Annotated in this window: 13 protein-coding genes and 2 pseudogenes; 10 read left to right on the plus strand and 5 right to left on the minus strand. The window is 56.7% G+C overall.

The genetic code is table 11. The annotated features are described in order from the left end of the window. Complete coding sequence (locus tag AAHB66_RS01355) at positions 1 to 354, plus strand: MmcQ/YjbR family DNA-binding protein (RefSeq protein ID WP_142490045.1); 354 nt, start codon at positions 1 to 3, stop codon at positions 352 to 354. Here AAHB66_RS01355 and uvrA read toward each other — a convergent pair whose 3' ends face one another. Then, positions 355 to 3180 carry an excinuclease ABC subunit UvrA gene (uvrA, locus tag AAHB66_RS01360; protein WP_347114943.1) on the minus strand — a complete coding sequence of 942 codons (2826 nt, stop codon included), beginning with the start codon at positions 3178 to 3180 and terminating at the stop codon, positions 355 to 357. Positions 3181 to 3431: 251 nt separating this feature from the next. On the opposite strand from uvrA, the gene ssb1 reads away from it, so the two are divergent. Beyond that, on the plus strand, positions 3432 to 3959 hold the full coding sequence (ssb1, locus tag AAHB66_RS01365) for a single-stranded DNA-binding protein SSB1 (protein ID WP_039031947.1): 528 nt from the start codon (positions 3432 to 3434) through the stop codon (positions 3957 to 3959). A 64-nt stretch (positions 3960 to 4023) separates the two neighbouring features. On the opposite strand, the gene AAHB66_RS01370 is transcribed toward ssb1, so the two are convergent. Beyond that, complete coding sequence (locus AAHB66_RS01370) at positions 4024 to 4305, minus strand: YjcB family protein (RefSeq protein ID WP_347114944.1); 282 nt, start codon at positions 4303 to 4305, stop codon at positions 4024 to 4026. Positions 4306 to 4917: 612 nt separating this feature from the next. Between AAHB66_RS01370 and AAHB66_RS01375 the strand changes: the two genes are divergently transcribed. Next, the gene (locus AAHB66_RS01375) at positions 4918 to 6246 is read left to right on the plus strand and encodes a sensor domain-containing diguanylate cyclase (RefSeq protein ID WP_347114945.1); all 1329 of its coding nucleotides are present in this window, start codon (positions 4918 to 4920) and stop codon (positions 6244 to 6246) included. Positions 6247 to 6584: 338 nt separating this feature from the next. Continuing rightward, a complete protein-coding gene (locus AAHB66_RS01380) occupies positions 6585 to 8171 on the plus strand; it encodes an EAL domain-containing protein (protein WP_347114946.1) in 1587 nt (528 codons plus the stop codon). Here AAHB66_RS01380 and soxS read toward each other — a convergent pair. Continuing rightward, the gene (gene soxS, locus AAHB66_RS01385) at positions 8168 to 8494 is read right to left on the minus strand and encodes a superoxide response transcriptional regulator SoxS (RefSeq protein ID WP_039031951.1); all 327 of its coding nucleotides are present in this window, start codon (positions 8492 to 8494) and stop codon (positions 8168 to 8170) included. The genes AAHB66_RS01380 and soxS overlap by 4 nt on opposite strands. Before the next feature lie 98 nt (positions 8495 to 8592). On the opposite strand from soxS, the gene soxR reads away from it, so the two are divergent. The 4 genes and pseudogenes from soxR (at position 8593) to AAHB66_RS01405 (ending at position 13444) form a co-directional block, all read left to right on the plus strand. Then, complete coding sequence (gene soxR, locus AAHB66_RS01390) at positions 8593 to 9051, plus strand: redox-sensitive transcriptional activator SoxR (RefSeq protein WP_337018548.1); 459 nt, start codon at positions 8593 to 8595, stop codon at positions 9049 to 9051. A gap of 273 nt (positions 9052 to 9324) precedes the next feature. Beyond that, a pseudogene (locus tag AAHB66_RS01395) lies at positions 9325 to 9997 on the plus strand (glutathione S-transferase). 298 nt (positions 9998 to 10295) lie between these two features. After that, entirely contained in the window at positions 10296 to 11645 is a 1350-nt protein-coding gene (gene ghxP / locus AAHB66_RS01400) for a guanine/hypoxanthine transporter GhxP (RefSeq protein ID WP_333853624.1), read from the plus strand. 152 nt (positions 11646 to 11797) lie between these two features. Beyond that, positions 11798 to 13444 carry a Na+/H+ antiporter gene (locus tag AAHB66_RS01405; protein WP_347114947.1) on the plus strand — a complete coding sequence of 549 codons (1647 nt, stop codon included), beginning with the start codon at positions 11798 to 11800 and terminating at the stop codon, positions 13442 to 13444. A gap of 81 nt (positions 13445 to 13525) precedes the next feature. Here AAHB66_RS01405 and AAHB66_RS01410 read toward each other — a convergent pair whose 3' ends face one another. Continuing rightward, positions 13526 to 14413: a LysR family transcriptional regulator gene (locus AAHB66_RS01410; RefSeq protein ID WP_347114948.1), complete on the minus strand. Its 888-nt coding sequence runs from the start codon at positions 14411 to 14413 to the stop codon at positions 13526 to 13528. Positions 14414 to 14514: 101 nt separating this feature from the next. On the opposite strand from AAHB66_RS01410, the gene AAHB66_RS01415 reads away from it, so the two are divergent. Further along, a complete protein-coding gene (locus tag AAHB66_RS01415; protein WP_347114949.1) occupies positions 14515 to 14925 on the plus strand; it encodes a CidA/LrgA family protein in 411 nt (136 codons plus the stop codon). Continuing rightward, positions 14918 to 15608 (plus strand): annotated as a pseudogene (locus tag AAHB66_RS01420) (LrgB family protein). The gene AAHB66_RS01415 and the pseudogene AAHB66_RS01420 overlap by 8 nt, the downstream one beginning before the upstream one ends. A gap of 85 nt (positions 15609 to 15693) precedes the next feature. On the opposite strand, the gene AAHB66_RS01425 reads toward AAHB66_RS01420, so the two are convergent. Next, positions 15694 to 16968: an ABC transporter substrate-binding protein gene (locus tag AAHB66_RS01425; RefSeq protein WP_347114950.1), complete on the minus strand. Its 1275-nt coding sequence runs from the start codon at positions 16966 to 16968 to the stop codon at positions 15694 to 15696. Between the last annotated feature and the right edge of the window lie 29 nt (positions 16969 to 16997).

Below are 16997 nucleotides of genomic sequence, written 5' to 3' on the forward strand. Positions count from 1 at the left end.
ATGACAATTTCGGAGATACTTCAGTACTGCATGAATAAGCCGGGTGCGGAGCAGAGCGTGCACAGTGACTGGAAGGCAACCCAGATTAAGGTCGCAGACGTGCTGTTTGCGATGGTGAAAGATGTGGAGGGGCGTCCGGCTGCCTCGCTAAAAACCAGCCCGGAACTGGCGGATCTGCTGCGCCAGCAGCACACCGACGTGCGTCCCAGCAAGCACCTGAATAAAGCGCACTGGAGCACGGTCTATCTCGATGGGTCGATACCGGATTCGCAGATTTACTACCTGGTGGATGCCTCGTACAAGCAGGCGGTGGAACTGCTGCCGGAGATGACCCGGCAGCAGCTTTCGGTGTGACTAGTTCAGAAGCGGTTTAAGGAAGCGGGCCGTGTGCGAGGCTTCGCACTCCGCGACGGTTTCCGGGGTGCCGGAAACCAGGATTTCGCCGCCGCCGCTGCCGCCTTCCGGACCGAGATCGACAATCCAGTCCGCGGTTTTAATCACGTCCAGGTTGTGCTCAATCACCACGATGGTGTTGCCCTGATCGCGTAGCTGATGCAGCACGTCGAGTAACTGCTGGATATCAGCAAAGTGCAGACCGGTGGTCGGCTCGTCCAGAATGTACAGCGTCTGCCCGGTACCGCGTTTGGAGAGCTCACGCGCCAGCTTCACGCGCTGCGCCTCCCCGCCCGACAGGGTGGTCGCTGACTGGCCCAGACGAATGTAGGTCAGACCGACATCCATCAGGGTCTGGAGCTTGCGCGCCAGCGCCGGAACGGCATCAAAGAACTCACGCGCCTCTTCAATGGTCATATCCAGCACTTCGTGGATGGTCTTGCCTTTATATTTGATCTCCAGCGTTTCGCGGTTATAGCGCTTGCCTTTGCACTGGTCGCACGGCACGTAGATGTCCGGCAGGAAGTGCATCTCAACCTTGATGACGCCATCGCCCTGACAGGCTTCACAGCGACCGCCGCGAACGTTAAAGCTGAAACGTCCTGGCGTATAGCCGCGTGAACGCGATTCCGGCACGCCGGCAAAGAGTTCACGTACCGGCGTAAACACGCCGGTATAGGTCGCCGGGTTGGAGCGCGGCGTACGACCGATCGGGCTCTGGTCGATATCGATCACCTTGTCGAAGTGCTCAAGGCCGTGGATCTCGCGATACGGCGCCGGTTCAGCCAGGGTTGCGCCGTTCAGCTGAGTCTGAGCAATCGGGAACAGGGTGTCGTTAATCAGCGTTGATTTACCGGAACCCGACACCCCGGTGATGCAGGTGAACAGGCCAACCGGCAGGGTCAGGGTCACGTCTTTCAGGTTGTTACCGCGAGCCCCGGTGAGCTTCAGCACTTTTTCCGGGTCGGCGGGTACACGCTGTTTCGGCACTTCAATCTTGCGCTTGCCGCTCATGTACTGGCCGGTCAGGGATTCTGGTACCGCCATAATGGCGTCCAGTGGACCTTCCGCCACTACCTGGCCGCCGTGGACGCCGGCTCCCGGGCCGATGTCGATCACGTGATCGGCCGCGCGGATAGCATCCTCGTCGTGCTCAACCACAATCACCGTGTTGCCGAGGTTACGCAGGTGGATCAGCGTTCCGAGCAGGCGTTCGTTGTCGCGCTGGTGCAGGCCGATGGACGGCTCATCCAGCACGTACATCACCCCCACCAGGCCCGCACCGATCTGGCTCGCCAGACGGATACGCTGCGCTTCACCGCCGGACAGGGTCTCTGCCGAGCGGGAAAGGGTCAGGTAGTTCAGGCCGACGTTGACCAGGAACTTGAGGCGATCGCCGATCTCTTTCAGCACTTTCTCGGCGATTTGCGCGCGCTGGCCGGAGAGCTTCAGGTTGTTGAAGAAGTCCATCGCATGGCCGATGCTCATGTCAGAGATGGTCGGCAGCGGCGTGTTTTCAACATACACGTGGCGCGCTTCGCGGCGCAGACGGGTGCCGTCACAGGTGGCGCAGGAGCGGTTGCTGATGAACTTCGCCAGCTCTTCACGTACCGCGCTGGATTCCGTCTCTTTGTAACGGCGCTCCATGTTGTGCAGCACGCCTTCAAACGGATGACGGCGCACCGAGGTATCACCGCGATCGTTCATGTATTTGAACTCGATGTTCTCTTTCGCAGAACCGAACAGGATCACTTTGTGCACGGTTGGGCTGAGGCTGCCCCACGGCGCTTCGACGTCGAATTTATAGTGTTCAGCCAGCGATTTCAGCATCTGGAAGTAATAGAAGTTACGCTTATCCCAGCCGCGGATCGCGCCGCCAGCCAGCGACAGCTCCGGATTCTGGATCACCCGGTCAGGATCGAAATACTGCTGCACGCCCAGGCCATCACAGGTCGGACAGGCGCCGGCCGGGTTGTTGAACGAGAACAGGCGCGGTTCGAGTTCGCGCATGCTGTAGCCACACACCGGACAGGCGAAGTTGGCGGAGAAGAGCAGCTCTTCCGCCTGCGGGTCGTCCATATCGGCTACCACGGCCGTACCGCCGGAGAGATCCAGCGCGGTTTCGAACGACTCTGCCAGACGCTGGGTCAGGTCATCACGCACCTTGAAGCGATCGATCACCACCTCGATGGTGTGTTTCTTTTGCAGCTCCAGCTTCGGCGGATCGGAGAGATCGCACACTTCCCCGTCGATACGGGCGCGGATATAGCCCTGGCTGGCCAGGTTCTCCAGCGTTTTGGTGTGCTCGCCTTTACGCTCTTTAATGATCGGTGCCAGCAGCATCAGGCGTTTGCCTTCCGGCTGCGCCAGCACGTTATCCACCATCTGGCTGACGGTCTGGGCCGCCAGCGGGACATCGTGGTCCGGGCAGCGTGGCTCGCCCACGCGGGCATACAGCAGACGCAGGTAGTCATGGATTTCGGTGATGGTCCCGACGGTGGAGCGCGGGTTATGGGAGGTCGACTTCTGCTCAATGGAGATGGCCGGCGACAACCCTTCGATATGGTCGACGTCCGGTTTTTCCATCAGCGACAGAAACTGACGCGCATACGCAGAGAGCGATTCAACGTAACGACGCTGCCCTTCGGCATACAGGGTGTCGAAAGCCAGTGAAGATTTGCCTGAGCCTGAAAGCCCGGTCACGACGATCAGTTTGTCGCGAGGGATGACGAGGTTGATATTCTTGAGATTGTGGGTGCGGGCGCCCCGAACTTCTATCTTATCCATTCACCTTTCCCGGTAGGTAGATACACGGAATGCCTGGTTTGTTTGAAGGACAACCGGCAGAAACGATTAATTATGACACAAACTGACCTGGCTGGATATACAGTATTGGAATGCATCTTCTGATTACTTGTGCAACAATGTAACCTTCGTGAGAACTCTGGAAGATGCTTCGAAACTATCGGAAGACCACGTGGAAATGGTACACTCGCGCGCTTACACTATTTTCAGACACGTTTTCAGGAGACACGATCATGGCCAGCAGAGGCGTAAACAAGGTGATTCTCGTCGGTAATCTGGGCCAGGACCCGGAAGTACGCTATATGCCGAGTGGTGGTGCAGTGGCCAACATTACGCTGGCGACGTCCGAATCCTGGCGCGATAAAGCGACCGGTGAGATGAAAGAGCAGACCGAATGGCACCGCGTTGTGCTGTTTGGCAAACTGGCCGAAGTGGCCGGTGAATATCTGCGTAAAGGCTCCCAGGTCTATATCGAAGGCCAGCTGCGTACCCGCAAATGGACCGATCAGTCCGGCGCAGAAAAATACACTACCGAAGTAGTGGTTAACGTCGGCGGCACCATGCAGATGCTGGGTGGCCGTCAGGGCGGTGGCGCACCAGCAGGTGGCGGCCAGCAGCAGCAGGGCGGTTGGGGTCAACCTCAGCAGCCGCAGGGCGGCAACCAGTTCAGCGGCGGCGCACAGTCCCGTCCGCAGCAGCCGTCTGCACCGGCGCAGTCCAACGAACCGCCAATGGATTTCGACGACGATATCCCGTTCTGATAAGCAGAACCTGCGTTTCGCAACCACAAAAAACCCAGACGATGTCTGGGTTTTTTTATATTCACTAGGTGTACATCATTGGCCAGTCTGGTGGCGTATGGCTCATCGCCTCGACCATTACTTCTTTAACGTTGTTCCAGATAACGGCCACATCCAGCAGGGTGATGCCCAGCAGGCCGGTAGCGAACCAGCATGCTGCCGCCAGACCCAGACAGGTGCTGACCACCGCCAGCGCGGTGTAATCTGATTTACGAAACTGAATGTTCAGCGTGCTGGCCAGAAACATCAGCACTGCGCTCAACAACTCCCAGCGTGCAAACACAACACCGGTGGTAATAGCTGCCATAAAAACGATCCTCAAAGATAACCGCCGCCGGGTAAAGCGCGACGTTGCCCAGACACTGTGGCAAACTGGCTATCGGCAGGCTCAGACTCACAACAATGAAACAATGTTTCTTGTTACATAAGATATGTGAACTATATCACGTTTGTTCTTTTATTCACCACTGGGCAAATGCATAAAAATGGTCTTTTTTAACCCTGTTATTATCATGGTTATTGCGATCTGAAATATATATTTAGCCTGCTAATCGGTGTAATTATGATAACTTTACTGATAATTCATCGGGATAAGAAAACGTGTACAGAGCGGGCGTCGATGTACAATATTTACAGCCTCAGGGCTATGGATTATGCTTCTTGCGGTTGCTTACTCAGTTCGTAATAAATAAATCAGGCTAGCGCTTTTTGTTTTTTATTATTCTTTGTCATTTAATTTTTACACACGCATCCCTGTAAGAGAGTCGCATTAATTTATGTCGACTGAATATCACTTTATTCCTGATTAATTCGTTGCGGTATTTCTGTCTCGTTAATGAGCTGCGAATAAACAATGAAGCAAGTAAATCGAGAGAATATTAAAGACAGTACCCGAGCCCTGCACGCATTAGCTAAATTAATGCCAAAGTTATCATCCCACGTCACCTTAACGGATCTGCTGGGGACGATTAATCATACCTTTGGCGCCCAGCTCAGCTGGGTGATGATGCAGGATGATACGGGCCAGCCGCAGTTTGTCAGTGCCGGTGAATTAACCTGCCATCCGCTGGAAATTAATGCGTTTCTTGCCAGCCTGTTATTGCAGCGCCAACGCCGTTCATGGCAGGTCATCGGCTGGAAAGAGAATATGGGCGCGCTGATATTTCCTTCCGGCCATCCAGGACATCAACAATTACAGTGCGGGGTGCTGTGTAAAATGGCGCCGCATCAGCACGGCTACTTTTTCCTGGGCTTTGCGCAACCGCAAAGCAGCATTACCGTGCTGAAAGAGGTGGTGATTATCCTGGTGGAAAAGCTGAAGGATTTTGTCACCGGGCTCGTCGCCCGTGAACGCACGGCAAAAGAGATGCAGCGGATGCTCGCCCAGTATAAAACGCTGTTTGAACGGGCGCCGGTGCTGATGAACTCTTTCGACAGGAATAGCCGCTGCGTGTTGTGGAATGCCGAATGTGAAAAGGTGTTTGGCTGGACGATGGCGGAGATCAACGCCCATGCCGATCCGCTGGCGCTGTTTTATCCTGACCCGGAGGTGCGCCGCCGGGTGCACGATTCGGTTAACATCACCCCGCTGAACGATATGTATGAATGGCACCCGGTGCGCCGGGACGGTATGCAGCTGACCATCCTGTGGTCGAACATCTCCCTGCCGGACGGCTCGATCCTCAATATCGGGCTCGATATCACTGCCCGTAAAAAAGCGGAGCGGCAGCTGGAGATGAAGGCCATGACCGACGATCTGACGCGCTGCCTGAATCGCTTTGCCATCCTGCAGCAGATTGCCGCCGCCCTGGAGGCCAGCCAGCGGCAGGAGGCCGACAGCTACTTCTCGGTGCTGATGTTCGACCTGGATTTCTTTAAGCAGATCAATGATCAGTGGGGCCACCTGGTGGGGGATGCGGCGCTGGTGCACTTCTGCGACTGCCTGCGGGCGCTGCTTCCGCCCGGTTCGGCGCTGGGTCGGGTCGGCGGAGAAGAGTTTTTACTGCTGCTGCCGAAAACCTGCAGCGATGCGGCGGTGCATCTCTCCAACCGGCTCCGCCAGGCGCTGTCGGTGACGCCGCTTAACGTTGGCAGCCGGACGCTGATCCTCTCTTTTAGCGCGGGAGTGGTAGAGGTAAGCGGCGAACAGCACGATACCTCCTCGTTACTCATTAGCGCAGATAAGGCACTTTATGATGCCAAACGCGCGGGAAGAGGAAAAACAATCGTTGCGGTTGATTATTTATAAATCACTTTAATCATTATCGTGGGATAAATAGCACAAAATTTCATGAGGAAGTTGCGCTTTTTTCACGCTGTCGGTAGTTTGACTTAATCGACGACATTCTGTTGAGTTATCCGGGAGCCTGGCTTTCGAAATGGGTAATTATTTTACTTAATAAACAGGAAACGAATACTTTCAGTTTGGCTTACGGACAAATATTATCGGCATAACCAAATATTAGGTTATTGGTGTTAAAAGTCAGTTGCTAACTTCGCATGATTCATGCAACGTAATCACCTGTTTAGCAAAGCATCCGGCCTTCATGATTACAGGCACATAAAAAGCAGGGAAAAAGGGCGGAAATGAATCGTAGCGCACGGGACAAGGTGCTGAGGATAGTCGGGGTTATCATGGTAGTTTCGCTACCTGTGATGCTTGCGCTATGGTTTGCCCAGCAACGCGCGGTCAACGAAACACGCAGCCAACTCAGCTCCTTTGCTCAACTCGCTTTAGACAAAACTGAACTGGTGATTCAGCAGGTGGAGCTGGCGCGTCAGGCGGCTGAACAGTATTCGGGTGATATTTGCACGCCGGCACACCGACAGAATATGTTAAATATCGTCCGGGGCCGACTTTACATTGCCGACCTGCTCTATGCTGATGGCCGTGAATTCCTCTGCTCCACGACGAGCACCCCCGATAACCCCTATACAATTTCCGACGCCAATTACCAACGCCAGCCTGACGTCTCTATCTATTATTACCGCGATACGCCGTTTTACGCGGGATATAAGATGACTTATATGCAAATAGGGCATTATGTGGTGGTGGTTAACCCCCTGACCTATAGCGAAGTCATGTCTTCGGATCGCTCTCTGGCGTGGGGTGTATTTGATACAGTGACCAATGCTTTTTTCTCGGTCAGCGAACAGGCTAATCAAAATGAATTAAAAACGCTGATTGGCGATAACGATCTTTCGTTCCAGAAACAAGGCCGCTTTTATACTATTGTGCGCTCGGACAAACGCCCGATTGCCGCCATTGTTTCAACGACAAACCAGCGATTTTACGAAGTGCTCTATCATCAGGCGACATTAACCCTGCCGCTGGGGATGATCAGCAGCATTATTATTTTACTGATGTGGTCGCGGACGCGACGGGAATTTAATTCCCCGGGTCGCTTATTGCATCGGGCATTAAATAAAAGACAGCTTTGCCTGCACTACCAGCCGATTATTGATATTAAAACCAACGTCTGTGTCGGGGCAGAGGCGCTGTTGCGATGGCCTGGTTTTAACGGCCCGGTGATGAGCCCGGTAGAATTTATCCCGCTGGCAGAAGAAGAAGGCATGAGCGAGCGCATTACCGACTACGTGGTGGAAGAAGTCTTCAGCGATCTGGGCCCTTTCCTGGCCTGCAACCCGCATATCTATATCTCCATTAACCTGTCAGCCACGGACTTCCACTCTTCACGCCTGATTGCGATGATCACCGATAAGGCCCGTCACTACAACGTTCGGGCCCAGCAGATTAAAATCGAAGTGACCGAACGCGGGTTCATCGACGTACCGAGAACCACACCGGTGATCCAGGCGTTTCGTCAGGCGGGATATGAAGTGGCGATCGATGATTTTGGTACCGGCTATTCCAACCTGCACAACCTCTACTCCCTGAACGTCGATATCCTGAAAATCGATAAATCCTTTATCGATACGCTGACCACCAACAGCACCAGCCACCTGATCGTCGAGCACATTATCGAAATGGCCCAGAGCCTGCGCTTAAAAACCATCGCGGAAGGGGTGGAAACGGCGGAACAGGTCACGTGGTTAAACAAGCGCGGCGTGCAGTATTGTCAGGGCTGGCACTTTGCGAAGGCGATGTCGCCGCAGGATTTCATGACCTGGCAGCAACAGCCTGTCGCGGCATCACTCGCCCACAGCCACTAATTCAGCTGATGACGGTAGTCGCTGGGGGTGCGATCAAACTCGCGGCGGAATACGCGGGAAAAGGTCTGCTGCGAGACATAGCCCAGATCCATGGCGATATCAAAAATAGGTCGCTGGGTCGTGCGCAGCGCCTGAGCGGCCAATAATAACCGGCGTTGGCGAATGTACTCGCCCAGCGTCTGGTGCATCACGGCGCGGAACATCCTCTGTAAGTACCACTTCGAATAACCTGACTTTTTCGCCACCACATCAATACTCAAGGGTTGATCGATATGGTCATCCATCCATTCAATAAGTGTCTGAATAATTTGTTGATGCGACATAAAGCAGCCTCCCTCTGGGTACACCTGTGTCTATAGATTCGTCGTTTTGTCTGCGGGCGAGTATAATTCCTCAAGTTAACTTGAGGTAAAGAGATTTTATGGAAAAGAAATTACCGCGGATAAAACCGCTGCTGACGCCGGGCGAGGTGGCCAGGCGTAGCGGCGTGGCGGTGTCAGCACTGCATTTCTATGAAAGCAAAGGGTTAATTAAAAGCATTCGCAACACCGGTAACCAGCGGCGTTATACCCGCGACGTGCTGCGCTACGTGGCGATCATTAAGATTGCCCAACGCATTGGCATCCCGCTCGCCACCATTGGCGAGGCGTTTGGCATCCTGCCGGAGGGGCATACCCTGAGTGCGAAGGAGTGGAAAGCATTGTCCTCCCAGTGGCGCGACGAACTGGATCGGCGCATTCATACCCTGGAGGCGCTGCGCGATGAGCTTGACGGCTGCATTGGCTGCGGATGCCTGTCGCGCAGTGACTGCCCTCTGCGTAACCCTGGCGACAGACTGGGCGAACAGGGCACCGGCGCGCGGCTGCTGGAAGAAGATTAGCCCGACGCAGTAAAAACTAAAGCGCCACAGAGGCGCTTTAGTTTATTCCCGGTCTTTGTCTTTCTCTCTATCCCGCTGGTTCACAGGAGGGTTTCCCCCGACATCAACACCCCTCAGTCGAGCATGCTTTGGAGGTTCCGGTTTGTGCTGACAATTTAAGTCTAGGCCGGGAGCCCGGGTTTGCCAGCGGCACAGTACAAAAACTCGGCGAAATTTTTTCGCCAGGTTGTGCAATTTTCTATAGTTAGTGGATAAGCCCAACTGGAGATGACCATGATTAAGGTCCACCACCTCAACCAGTCCCGATCCCAGCGTGTGCTCTGGGCGCTGGAAGAGCTCTCACTGCCCTATCAGATTGAACGTTATCAGCGGGATAAGACAATGATGGCGCCCGCCGCGTTGCGCAAAGTCCATCCGCTGGGCAAATCTCCGGTGCTGGAGGATAACGGCCTGATCCTGGCGGAGTCGGGCGCGATCCTCGAATACCTGCAGGAGACCTACGATCCCGGCTCGCAGCTTAAGCCGCAGGATCGCGAGCTGAAACTGCACTACCGTTTCTGGCTCCACTACGCGGAAGGCTCCCTGATGCCGTTGCTGCTGATGAAGCTGGTCTTCTCCAGCCTCGGTAAACCGCCGATCCCGTTTGGCCTGCGCTCGCTGGGCAAAGTGCTGGGGCAGGGGGGTGCAGAAAGCGTATCTCAACAAACAGCTGGAAACCCACGCCCGTTTTCTGGAGTCCTGGCTTAAGGATCACCGCTGGTTTGCCGGGGATCGTCTCAGCATGGCGGATGTGCAGATGAGCTTTCCGGTGTTTGCCCTGCTGGAGCGTGGCGGCATAGAGGATCTTCCTCACCTGCAGACGTGGAAGAAAAACGTCGAAATGCGGCCAGCCTGGCAGCGGGCGATCCAGCAGGGCGGTCCGTTCGAAATCCCCGGCGAGCCCTGAAAATGTTATCAAATTGCGCATTCACGATAACGTTTGCGCATACTCTGTCTACTTCTTCACCACCCCGTACGGAAATTAGCGAAAAACGGCAAAGTTAAGTTGAAAATGCCCATGTTTAAGCCGGATAATCGTTTGCCTTTAATTCAACACCCGTTTTGTCAGCGCGAAGCTAAACGTTTGCTTTTTTTATGACGCCCCTCTTTGTCATAAACGCAGCACAGGGATATGACGTTTCGCTGGTCGTGGAGTGTCCATCACGCTGACCGACGACGATAATAATTTTCAGGGGATGTTTTCTATGTCTACGCCATCTGCGCGTACCGGCGGTTCACTCGACGCCATGTTCAAAATTTCTGCCCGCGGCAGTACCGTGCGTCAGGAGATCGTTGCCGGTCTGACGACCTTCCTGGCGATGGTCTACTCGGTGATCGTGGTGCCGGGCATGCTGGGCAAAGCCGGTTTCCCACCGGCGGCGGTCTTTGTCGCCACCTGTCTGGTGGCCGGTGTCGGCTCCATCGTAATGGGTCTGTGGGCCAACCTGCCGCTGGCGATCGGTTGCGCCATCTCATTGACCGCCTTTACCGCATTCAGCCTGGTACTGGGCCAGCACATCAGCGTGCCGGTTGCGCTGGGTGCTGTGTTCCTGATGGGTGTGCTGTTTACCATTATTTCCGCCACCGGTATCCGTAGCTGGATCCTCCGCAACCTGCCGCAGGGCGTTGCGCACGGCACCGGGATTGGTATCGGCCTGTTCCTGCTGCTGATTGCCGCTAACGGCGTAGGTCTGGTGATCAAGAATCCGCTGGACGGTCTGCCGGTTGCGCTGGGTAATTTCGCCAGCTTCCCGGTGATCATGTCGCTGATTGGCCTGGCGGTGATCATTGGTCTGGAAAAACTGAAAGTGCCGGGCGGCATCCTGCTGACCATCATTGGCGTTTCTGTGGTGGGGCTGATTTTCGATCCGGCAGTACACTTCTCCGGCGTGTTCGCCATGCCATCCCTGAGCGATGAAAACGGCAACTCGCTGATCGGCAGCCTGGATATCATGGGCGCGCTGAACCCGGTGGTGCTGCCAAGCGTGCTGGCGCTGGTGATGACCGCGGTCTTCGACGCCACCGGCACCATCCGCGCGGTAGCGGGCCAGGCGAACCTGCTGGATAAAGACGGTCAGATTATCGATGGCGGCAAAGCGCTGACCACCGACTCCCTGAGCAGCGTCTTCTCCGGTCTGGTGGGTGCCGCGCCGGCAGCCGTGTATATCGAATCTGCGGCGGGTACGGCGGCAGGCGGTAAAACCGGTCTGACGGCGATCACCATCGGCGTGCTGTTCCTGCTGATCCTGTTCCTTGCTCCGCTGTCGTATCTGGTTCCGGCATACGCGACCGCACCTGCGCTGATGTATGTTGGCCTGCTGATGCTGAGCAACGTGGCGAAAATCGATTTTGCCGACTTCGTTGATGCGATGGCCGGGCTGATCACCGCGGTGTTCATCGTGCTGACCTGTAACATCGTCACCGGCATCATGATCGGTTTCGCCTCGCTGGTGATCGGCCGTATCGTCTCCGGTGAATGGCGCAAGCTGAACATCGGAACGGTAGTGATTGCCGTGGCGCTGGTGGCGTTCTACGCGGGCGGCTGGGCTATCTAAGCTGTCAACTGCGTAAAAAGACGGGTGGCTCAGGCCGCCCGTTTTTATTTTCGGAACACATCTTGTTGCCTTATGCGTTACTCTGGGGGGAGATACACTGTGGCAAGATGCCAGTGATGTAAACGTACAGAAATCTCGCAAACAGGGAACGCATGGAAATCTTCTTCACAATACTCATCATGACCCTTTTGGTCTCCCTCTCCGGGGTAGTTACCCGCGTACTGCCCTTCCAGTTACCGCTTCCGCTGATGCAGATCGCCATCGGTGCTCTGCTGGCGTGGCCGACGTTCGGATTGCACGTCGAGTTTGATCCCGAACTGTTTCTGGTACTGTTTATTCCTCCCCTGCTGTTTGCCGACGGCTGGAAAACCCCGACCCGTGAGTTTCTCGAACACGGGCGCGAAATCTTCGGCCTGGCGCTGGCGCTGGTGGTGGTCACCGTGGTGGGGATTGGTTTCCTCATCTACTGGGTGGTGCCGGGGATCCCGCTGATACCGGCCTTTGCGCTGGCGGCGGTACTGTCACCCACCGATGCCGTGGCGCTGTCCGGGATCGTCGGTGAAGGGCGCATTCCGAAGAAAATCATGGGCATCCTGCAGGGCGAGGCGCTGATGAACGACGCCTCCGGCCTGGTGGCGCTGAAATTTGCCGTCGCCGTGGCGATGGGCACCATGGTCTTCACCATCGGCGGGGCGTCCGTTGAATTCTTCAAAGTGGCCATTGGCGGCATTCTGGCTGGGTTTGTGGTGAGCTGGCTGTATGGCCGTTCGCTGCGCTTCCTCAGCCGCTGGGGCGGCGACGAACCCGCCACGCAAATCGTGCTGCTGTTCCTGCTGCCGTTCGCCTCTTATCTGATTGCAGAACACATCGGGGTGTCGGGTATTCTGGCCGCGGTGGCGGCGGGGATGACCATCACCCGCGCCGGGGTTATGCGCCGTGCGCCGCTGGCGATGCGCCTGCGCGCCAACAGCACCTGGTCGATGCTGGAATTTGTCTTTAACGGCATGGTGTTCCTGCTGTTGGGCCTGCAGCTGCCGGGGATCCTCGAGTCCTCGCTGGTGGCGGCCGAGGCCGATCCGAATGTCGAAACCTGGATGCTGTTTACCGACATCGTGCTGATTTACGCCGCGCTGATGCTGGTGCGTTTCGGCTGGCTGTGGACGATGAAAAAGTTCAGCGTGCGTTTCCTGAAAAAGAAACCGATGGAGTTTGGCTCCTGGACCACCCGTGAACTGCTGATTTCCACTTTCGCCGGGGTACGTGGGGCCATCACCCTCGCCGGTGTGCTCTCCATTCCGCTGCTGCTGCCGACCGGCGACGTCTTCCCGGCCCGCTACGAGCTGGTGTTCCTGGCCGCCGGAGTCATCCTCTTCTCGCTGTTTGTCGGCGTGGTGATGCTGCCGATCCTGCTGCAACATATGGAGGTCGGCGATCACGTTCAGCAGCATAAAGAGGCGCGTATTGCCCGGGCAGCAACCGCTGAAGTGGCGATTGTCGCCATCCAGAAGATGGAGGAGCGTCTGGCCGCCGATACCGAAGAGAACATCGATAACCAGCTGCTGAAAGAGGTGAGCTCGCGGGTAATTGGCAACCTGCGCCGCCGCGCGGATGGCCGCAACGATGTGGAAAGCTCGCTGATGGAAGAGAATCTCGAACGCCGCTTCCGTCTGGCCGCGCTGCGCTCTGAACGCGCGGAGCTGTACCACCTGCGCGCGACCCGGGAGATCAGCAACGAGACGCTGCAGAAGCTGCTGCACGATCTCGATTTGATGGAAGCGTTGTTGATAGAGAAGCAGTAACCGTTTGTTGCCCGGTGGCGCTGCGCTTACCGGGCCTACATGTTGACCGTAGGCCGGGTAAGGCGAAGCCGCCACCCGGCGCTATTCCACCGAAGTCCAGAATCCCTCACAGCATTTCAGCCACGCCTGGGCGCTGTTCGACAGATAGACCCCCTCACGCCAGATCATCCCCAGCTGCCAGTGCAGATCGCTCTGCAGCGGGATCCAGCGCAGGGTGTTTTTGTCCAGCCGCTCGCAGATGGGCTGCGGCAATATCGCAATCCCCACCCCCGCCTGCACCATCGCCGCCAGAAAGTCCCACTGCCCGCTGCGCACCGCGATGCGCGGCTTCACGCCGTGCTGGCTGAAGAGCTGCATCAGCTGGCGGCTGAGGGCAAAATCTTCGTTGTAGATCAGCAGCGGGTGCTCGGCCAACAGCTCCGGATTAATGGCCTCCAGCGTCAACCAGCTGCCGGAGCGCGGCACCAGCACGCACAGCGGATGGCTGAACAGCGGCAGCGCCGTCAGACCGCTGTCCTCCTCCACCGGCAGGGCGGTCATCGCCAGATCCAGCTCGCCGTTGATCACCGCCTGTTGGACGGTTAAGCCACCAAATTCAGAAATTTTCAGCTCCACGCCGGGATAGCGCTGGCGAAACAGGCCGATGGGCCCGGCCATCATCATCCCCACCATCGGCGGGATCCCGAGGCGCAGTACGCCTTTATTCAGGTGGTTGATGTCGCCAAGCTCGGCCTCCAGCTGGCGAAATTCCGCGAGGATCGCCAGCCCGCGCTCAAACACCACCCGGCCGGTGTCGGTTAACAGCAGCTTGCGTCCGTCGCGGATCAGCAGGGTACAGTTCAGTTCATCTTCGAGGTTTTTCAGCATTTTGCTGATGGTGGGTTGGGTGACAAAAAGCTTCTCCGCGGCGCGGGTGAAACTCTGCTGGCGGACCACTTCGACAAAGTAACGCAGCGTGCGTATGTCCATGACTATTCCTCGAAACTATACCTTTGATGATTTTAATTCATTTCAGTCAATTACGGGCGCTGACTATACTGGCGCTCTCTCTCATTTTGAGGAAATCCCCCATGACCGTGGCGTTAGGTCGCGTTACGCCTGCCGTCGTGCAACGACTCCAGGTACCGGTTCAGGTACTGCTTTATGCGGGTCTTTTTGTCTTCGCTGAATACCTTGTTGGCTGGCTACATCTGCCGCTGCCGGCCAATCTGGTTGGCATGGTGCTGATGTTCAGCCTGATCCTCTGCCGCATCATTCCCCTGAACTGGGTGCGGGCAGGCTCGCGCTGGCTGCTGGCGGAAATGCTGCTGTTCTTTGTGCCGGCGGTGGTGGCGGTGGTCAATTACGTCCAGCTGCTGATGGTGGACGGCTGGCGTATCTTTGCGGTGATTGCCCTGAGCACGCTGATGGTGCTGGGTGCCACCGCCTGGGTGGTGGATAAAGTCTACCGCTATGAAATCAGCAGGCAGAAACATGACTAACTTTCAGGTCAGCGTCCTCTGTCTGGTGGTAACCCTGGCGATCTATTTTGCCAACAAGCGCCTGTACCGCCGCTTTCGTAAACTGCCCCTGATGCCGCTGGTCTTCACCCCGATTTTGCTGGTGATGATGCTGGTGTGGGGCCATATCTCCTGGCAGAACTATATCGGGGAAGCGCACTGGCTGCTGTGGCTGCTCGGCCCGGCGACCATCGCCTTTGCGGTGCCGGTGTACGACAACCTGGCGGTGATCAAACGCCACTGGATGTCGCTCTCCGCCGGGGTGATCACCGCCACGGTGGTGGCGGTCACCAGCTCGGTCTGGCTGGCGCGGTTGTTTACTCTGTCGGACGAGATCCAGCGCAGCCTGGCGGTGCGCTCCGTCACCACCCCCCTTTGCGCTGGCCGCAGCAAAACCACTCGGCGGGCAGCCGGATCTGGTGGCGCTGTTCGTGGTGGTAACCGGGGTGTTTGGCATGGCGGTGGGGGATATGCTGTTTTTACGGCTCTCGATCCGCGAAGGGATGGCGAAAGGGGCCGGGTTTGGTGCGGCCTCGCACGGTGCCGGCACCGCCCGCTCCTATGAGCTGGGTCAGCAGGAGGGGGTGGTCGCCAGCCTGGTGATGATGCTCTCCGGAGTGGTGATGGTGCTGGTGGCCCCGCTGGTGGGCTGGTTGATGTTCTGAGCCGTTTTCTGCCGGGTGGCGCTGCGCTTACCCGGCCTACAAAACCGTAGGCCCGTGCAAGCGTAGCGCCGCCGGGCAATGAATGCTAACGATTCAAACGACGCACAATCCGCTCCACTTTCTGACGGAAATCCGCCGCGACCTGGGCGGGCGTCTGGCCCTGCTCCAGTTTCTCCCGCGCTGAGGTGAACTGGTCGATCACCTGCAAATCCTCAATATAAGGCGTGGCGACGGCGGTGGTGTGCAGCGCCTGCGCCTGGCGCAGCCCGGCAATCACCGGATCCTGTGGGTCAATCACCCCTTTCTCCGTAAGCTGCGTCTCTGCCGCCTTGTTGAGCGGAATACCGCGCTCCAGCCCCAGGGCGTCCACCGACTGCGGATCGTTAAGCAGGTAGTTCACCAGTATCGCCGCCTCTTTTGGATGCTTCGTGGATTTCGCCACCGACAGCATCTGCGCCGTTTTGAAGTACACCCCCGATTCCTCCGTCCCGGGCTGCATCACGTAGTCGCCCAGCACCAGCTTCGCCGGCGGCGTCATGTTGTTGGCAAACATGCGGATGGTGATATTCCAGGTGAACAGGCCGCCCCATTCGCCGTTAATCCACGGCTTCATCTCATACAAATTGCCTTTGCCGTAGGAGGAGAGGGTTTTGGGCGACGGGAGAACATGGTCGTCGCTCAGGCGCTTCACAAAGCTGAAGGCCTCCTCCCACTGAGCGTCGTTCCAGGCAAAGGTGCCGTCGCTGTTGAACATCGGCTTCTGGTGTTTCTGCATCATATACGCATTGAGCAGCAGAATGACGTCCTGATCGACCATCGCGTAGGGGTAATAGTTGTTACCCAGTTTTTGCTGGAAGACTTTCCCGGCGGCAAAAAAGTCGTCCCAGGTTTTCGGGTACGCCAGCCCGGCCTTCTGCCAGGTGACGTCGTTGTAGTAAAAGACCGGGGCGTTGACCGAGATCGGCAGGCCGTTGAGCTTGCCGTTGACGGTGGTGGACTGCAGATCCTGCGCCTGGTACTGGCTTAAATCCAGCTCCGCTTTCAGCTTGTCGAGATCGTAATAGCCTTCGCCGTTTTTAGAAAAGACGATAAGCCACGGCCAGTTGGTCTGCATCACATCCGGCTCGGTGCCGCTCGCCATCTGGGTAGTCAGGCGCGAAAGGTGACCGTCCCAGCCGGTGTATTCGGCCTTCACTTTGATCTCCGGATGCGCTTTTTCAAAGGCCTCGAGCGCCTTCAGCGTAGCCTGGTGGCGGCTGTTGCCACCCCACCACGACATGCGTAATTCAACGGGCTGCGCCCAGGCAGAGGTACAGGAAAATAACAGCGATGCGATGACACCTGACAGGAGCTTATTCATTATTTTTCTCCGTGACTTTTATTATTAAA

Source organism: Leclercia sp. S52, from assembly GCF_039727615.1.
GTDB lineage: Bacteria > Pseudomonadota > Gammaproteobacteria > Enterobacterales > Enterobacteriaceae > Enterobacter > Enterobacter adecarboxylatus_B.

What these genes read in the sequence shown, in the direction of transcription:
- soxR (WP_337018548.1), top strand. Translation starts at nt 8,593, where the DNA reads ATGGAAAAGAAATTACCGCGGATAAAACCGCTGCTGACGCCGGGCGAG.
- AAHB66_RS01380 (WP_347114946.1), top strand. Translation starts at nt 6,585, where the DNA reads ATGAATCGTAGCGCACGGGACAAGGTGCTGAGGATAGTCGGGGTTATC.
- AAHB66_RS01405 (WP_347114947.1), top strand. Translation starts at nt 11,798, where the DNA reads ATGGAAATCTTCTTCACAATACTCATCATGACCCTTTTGGTCTCCCTC.
- AAHB66_RS01375 (WP_347114945.1), top strand. Translation starts at nt 4,918, where the DNA reads ATGCCAAAGTTATCATCCCACGTCACCTTAACGGATCTGCTGGGGACG.
- AAHB66_RS01355 (WP_142490045.1), top strand. Translation starts at nt 1, where the DNA reads ATGACAATTTCGGAGATACTTCAGTACTGCATGAATAAGCCGGGTGCG.
- ssb1 (WP_039031947.1), top strand. Translation starts at nt 3,432, where the DNA reads ATGGCCAGCAGAGGCGTAAACAAGGTGATTCTCGTCGGTAATCTGGGC.
- ghxP (WP_333853624.1), top strand. Translation starts at nt 10,296, where the DNA reads ATGTCTACGCCATCTGCGCGTACCGGCGGTTCACTCGACGCCATGTTC.
- uvrA (WP_347114943.1), bottom strand. Translation starts at nt 3,180, where the DNA reads ATGGATAAGATAGAAGTTCGGGGCGCCCGCACCCACAATCTCAAGAAT.
- soxS (WP_039031951.1), bottom strand. Translation starts at nt 8,494, where the DNA reads ATGTCGCATCAACAAATTATTCAGACACTTATTGAATGGATGGATGAC.
- AAHB66_RS01370 (WP_347114944.1), bottom strand. Translation starts at nt 4,305, where the DNA reads ATGGCAGCTATTACCACCGGTGTTGTGTTTGCACGCTGGGAGTTGTTG.
- AAHB66_RS01410 (WP_347114948.1), bottom strand. Translation starts at nt 14,413, where the DNA reads ATGGACATACGCACGCTGCGTTACTTTGTCGAAGTGGTCCGCCAGCAG.
- AAHB66_RS01415 (WP_347114949.1), top strand. Translation starts at nt 14,515, where the DNA reads ATGACCGTGGCGTTAGGTCGCGTTACGCCTGCCGTCGTGCAACGACTC.
- AAHB66_RS01425 (WP_347114950.1), bottom strand. Translation starts at nt 16,968, where the DNA reads ATGAATAAGCTCCTGTCAGGTGTCATCGCATCGCTGTTATTTTCCTGT.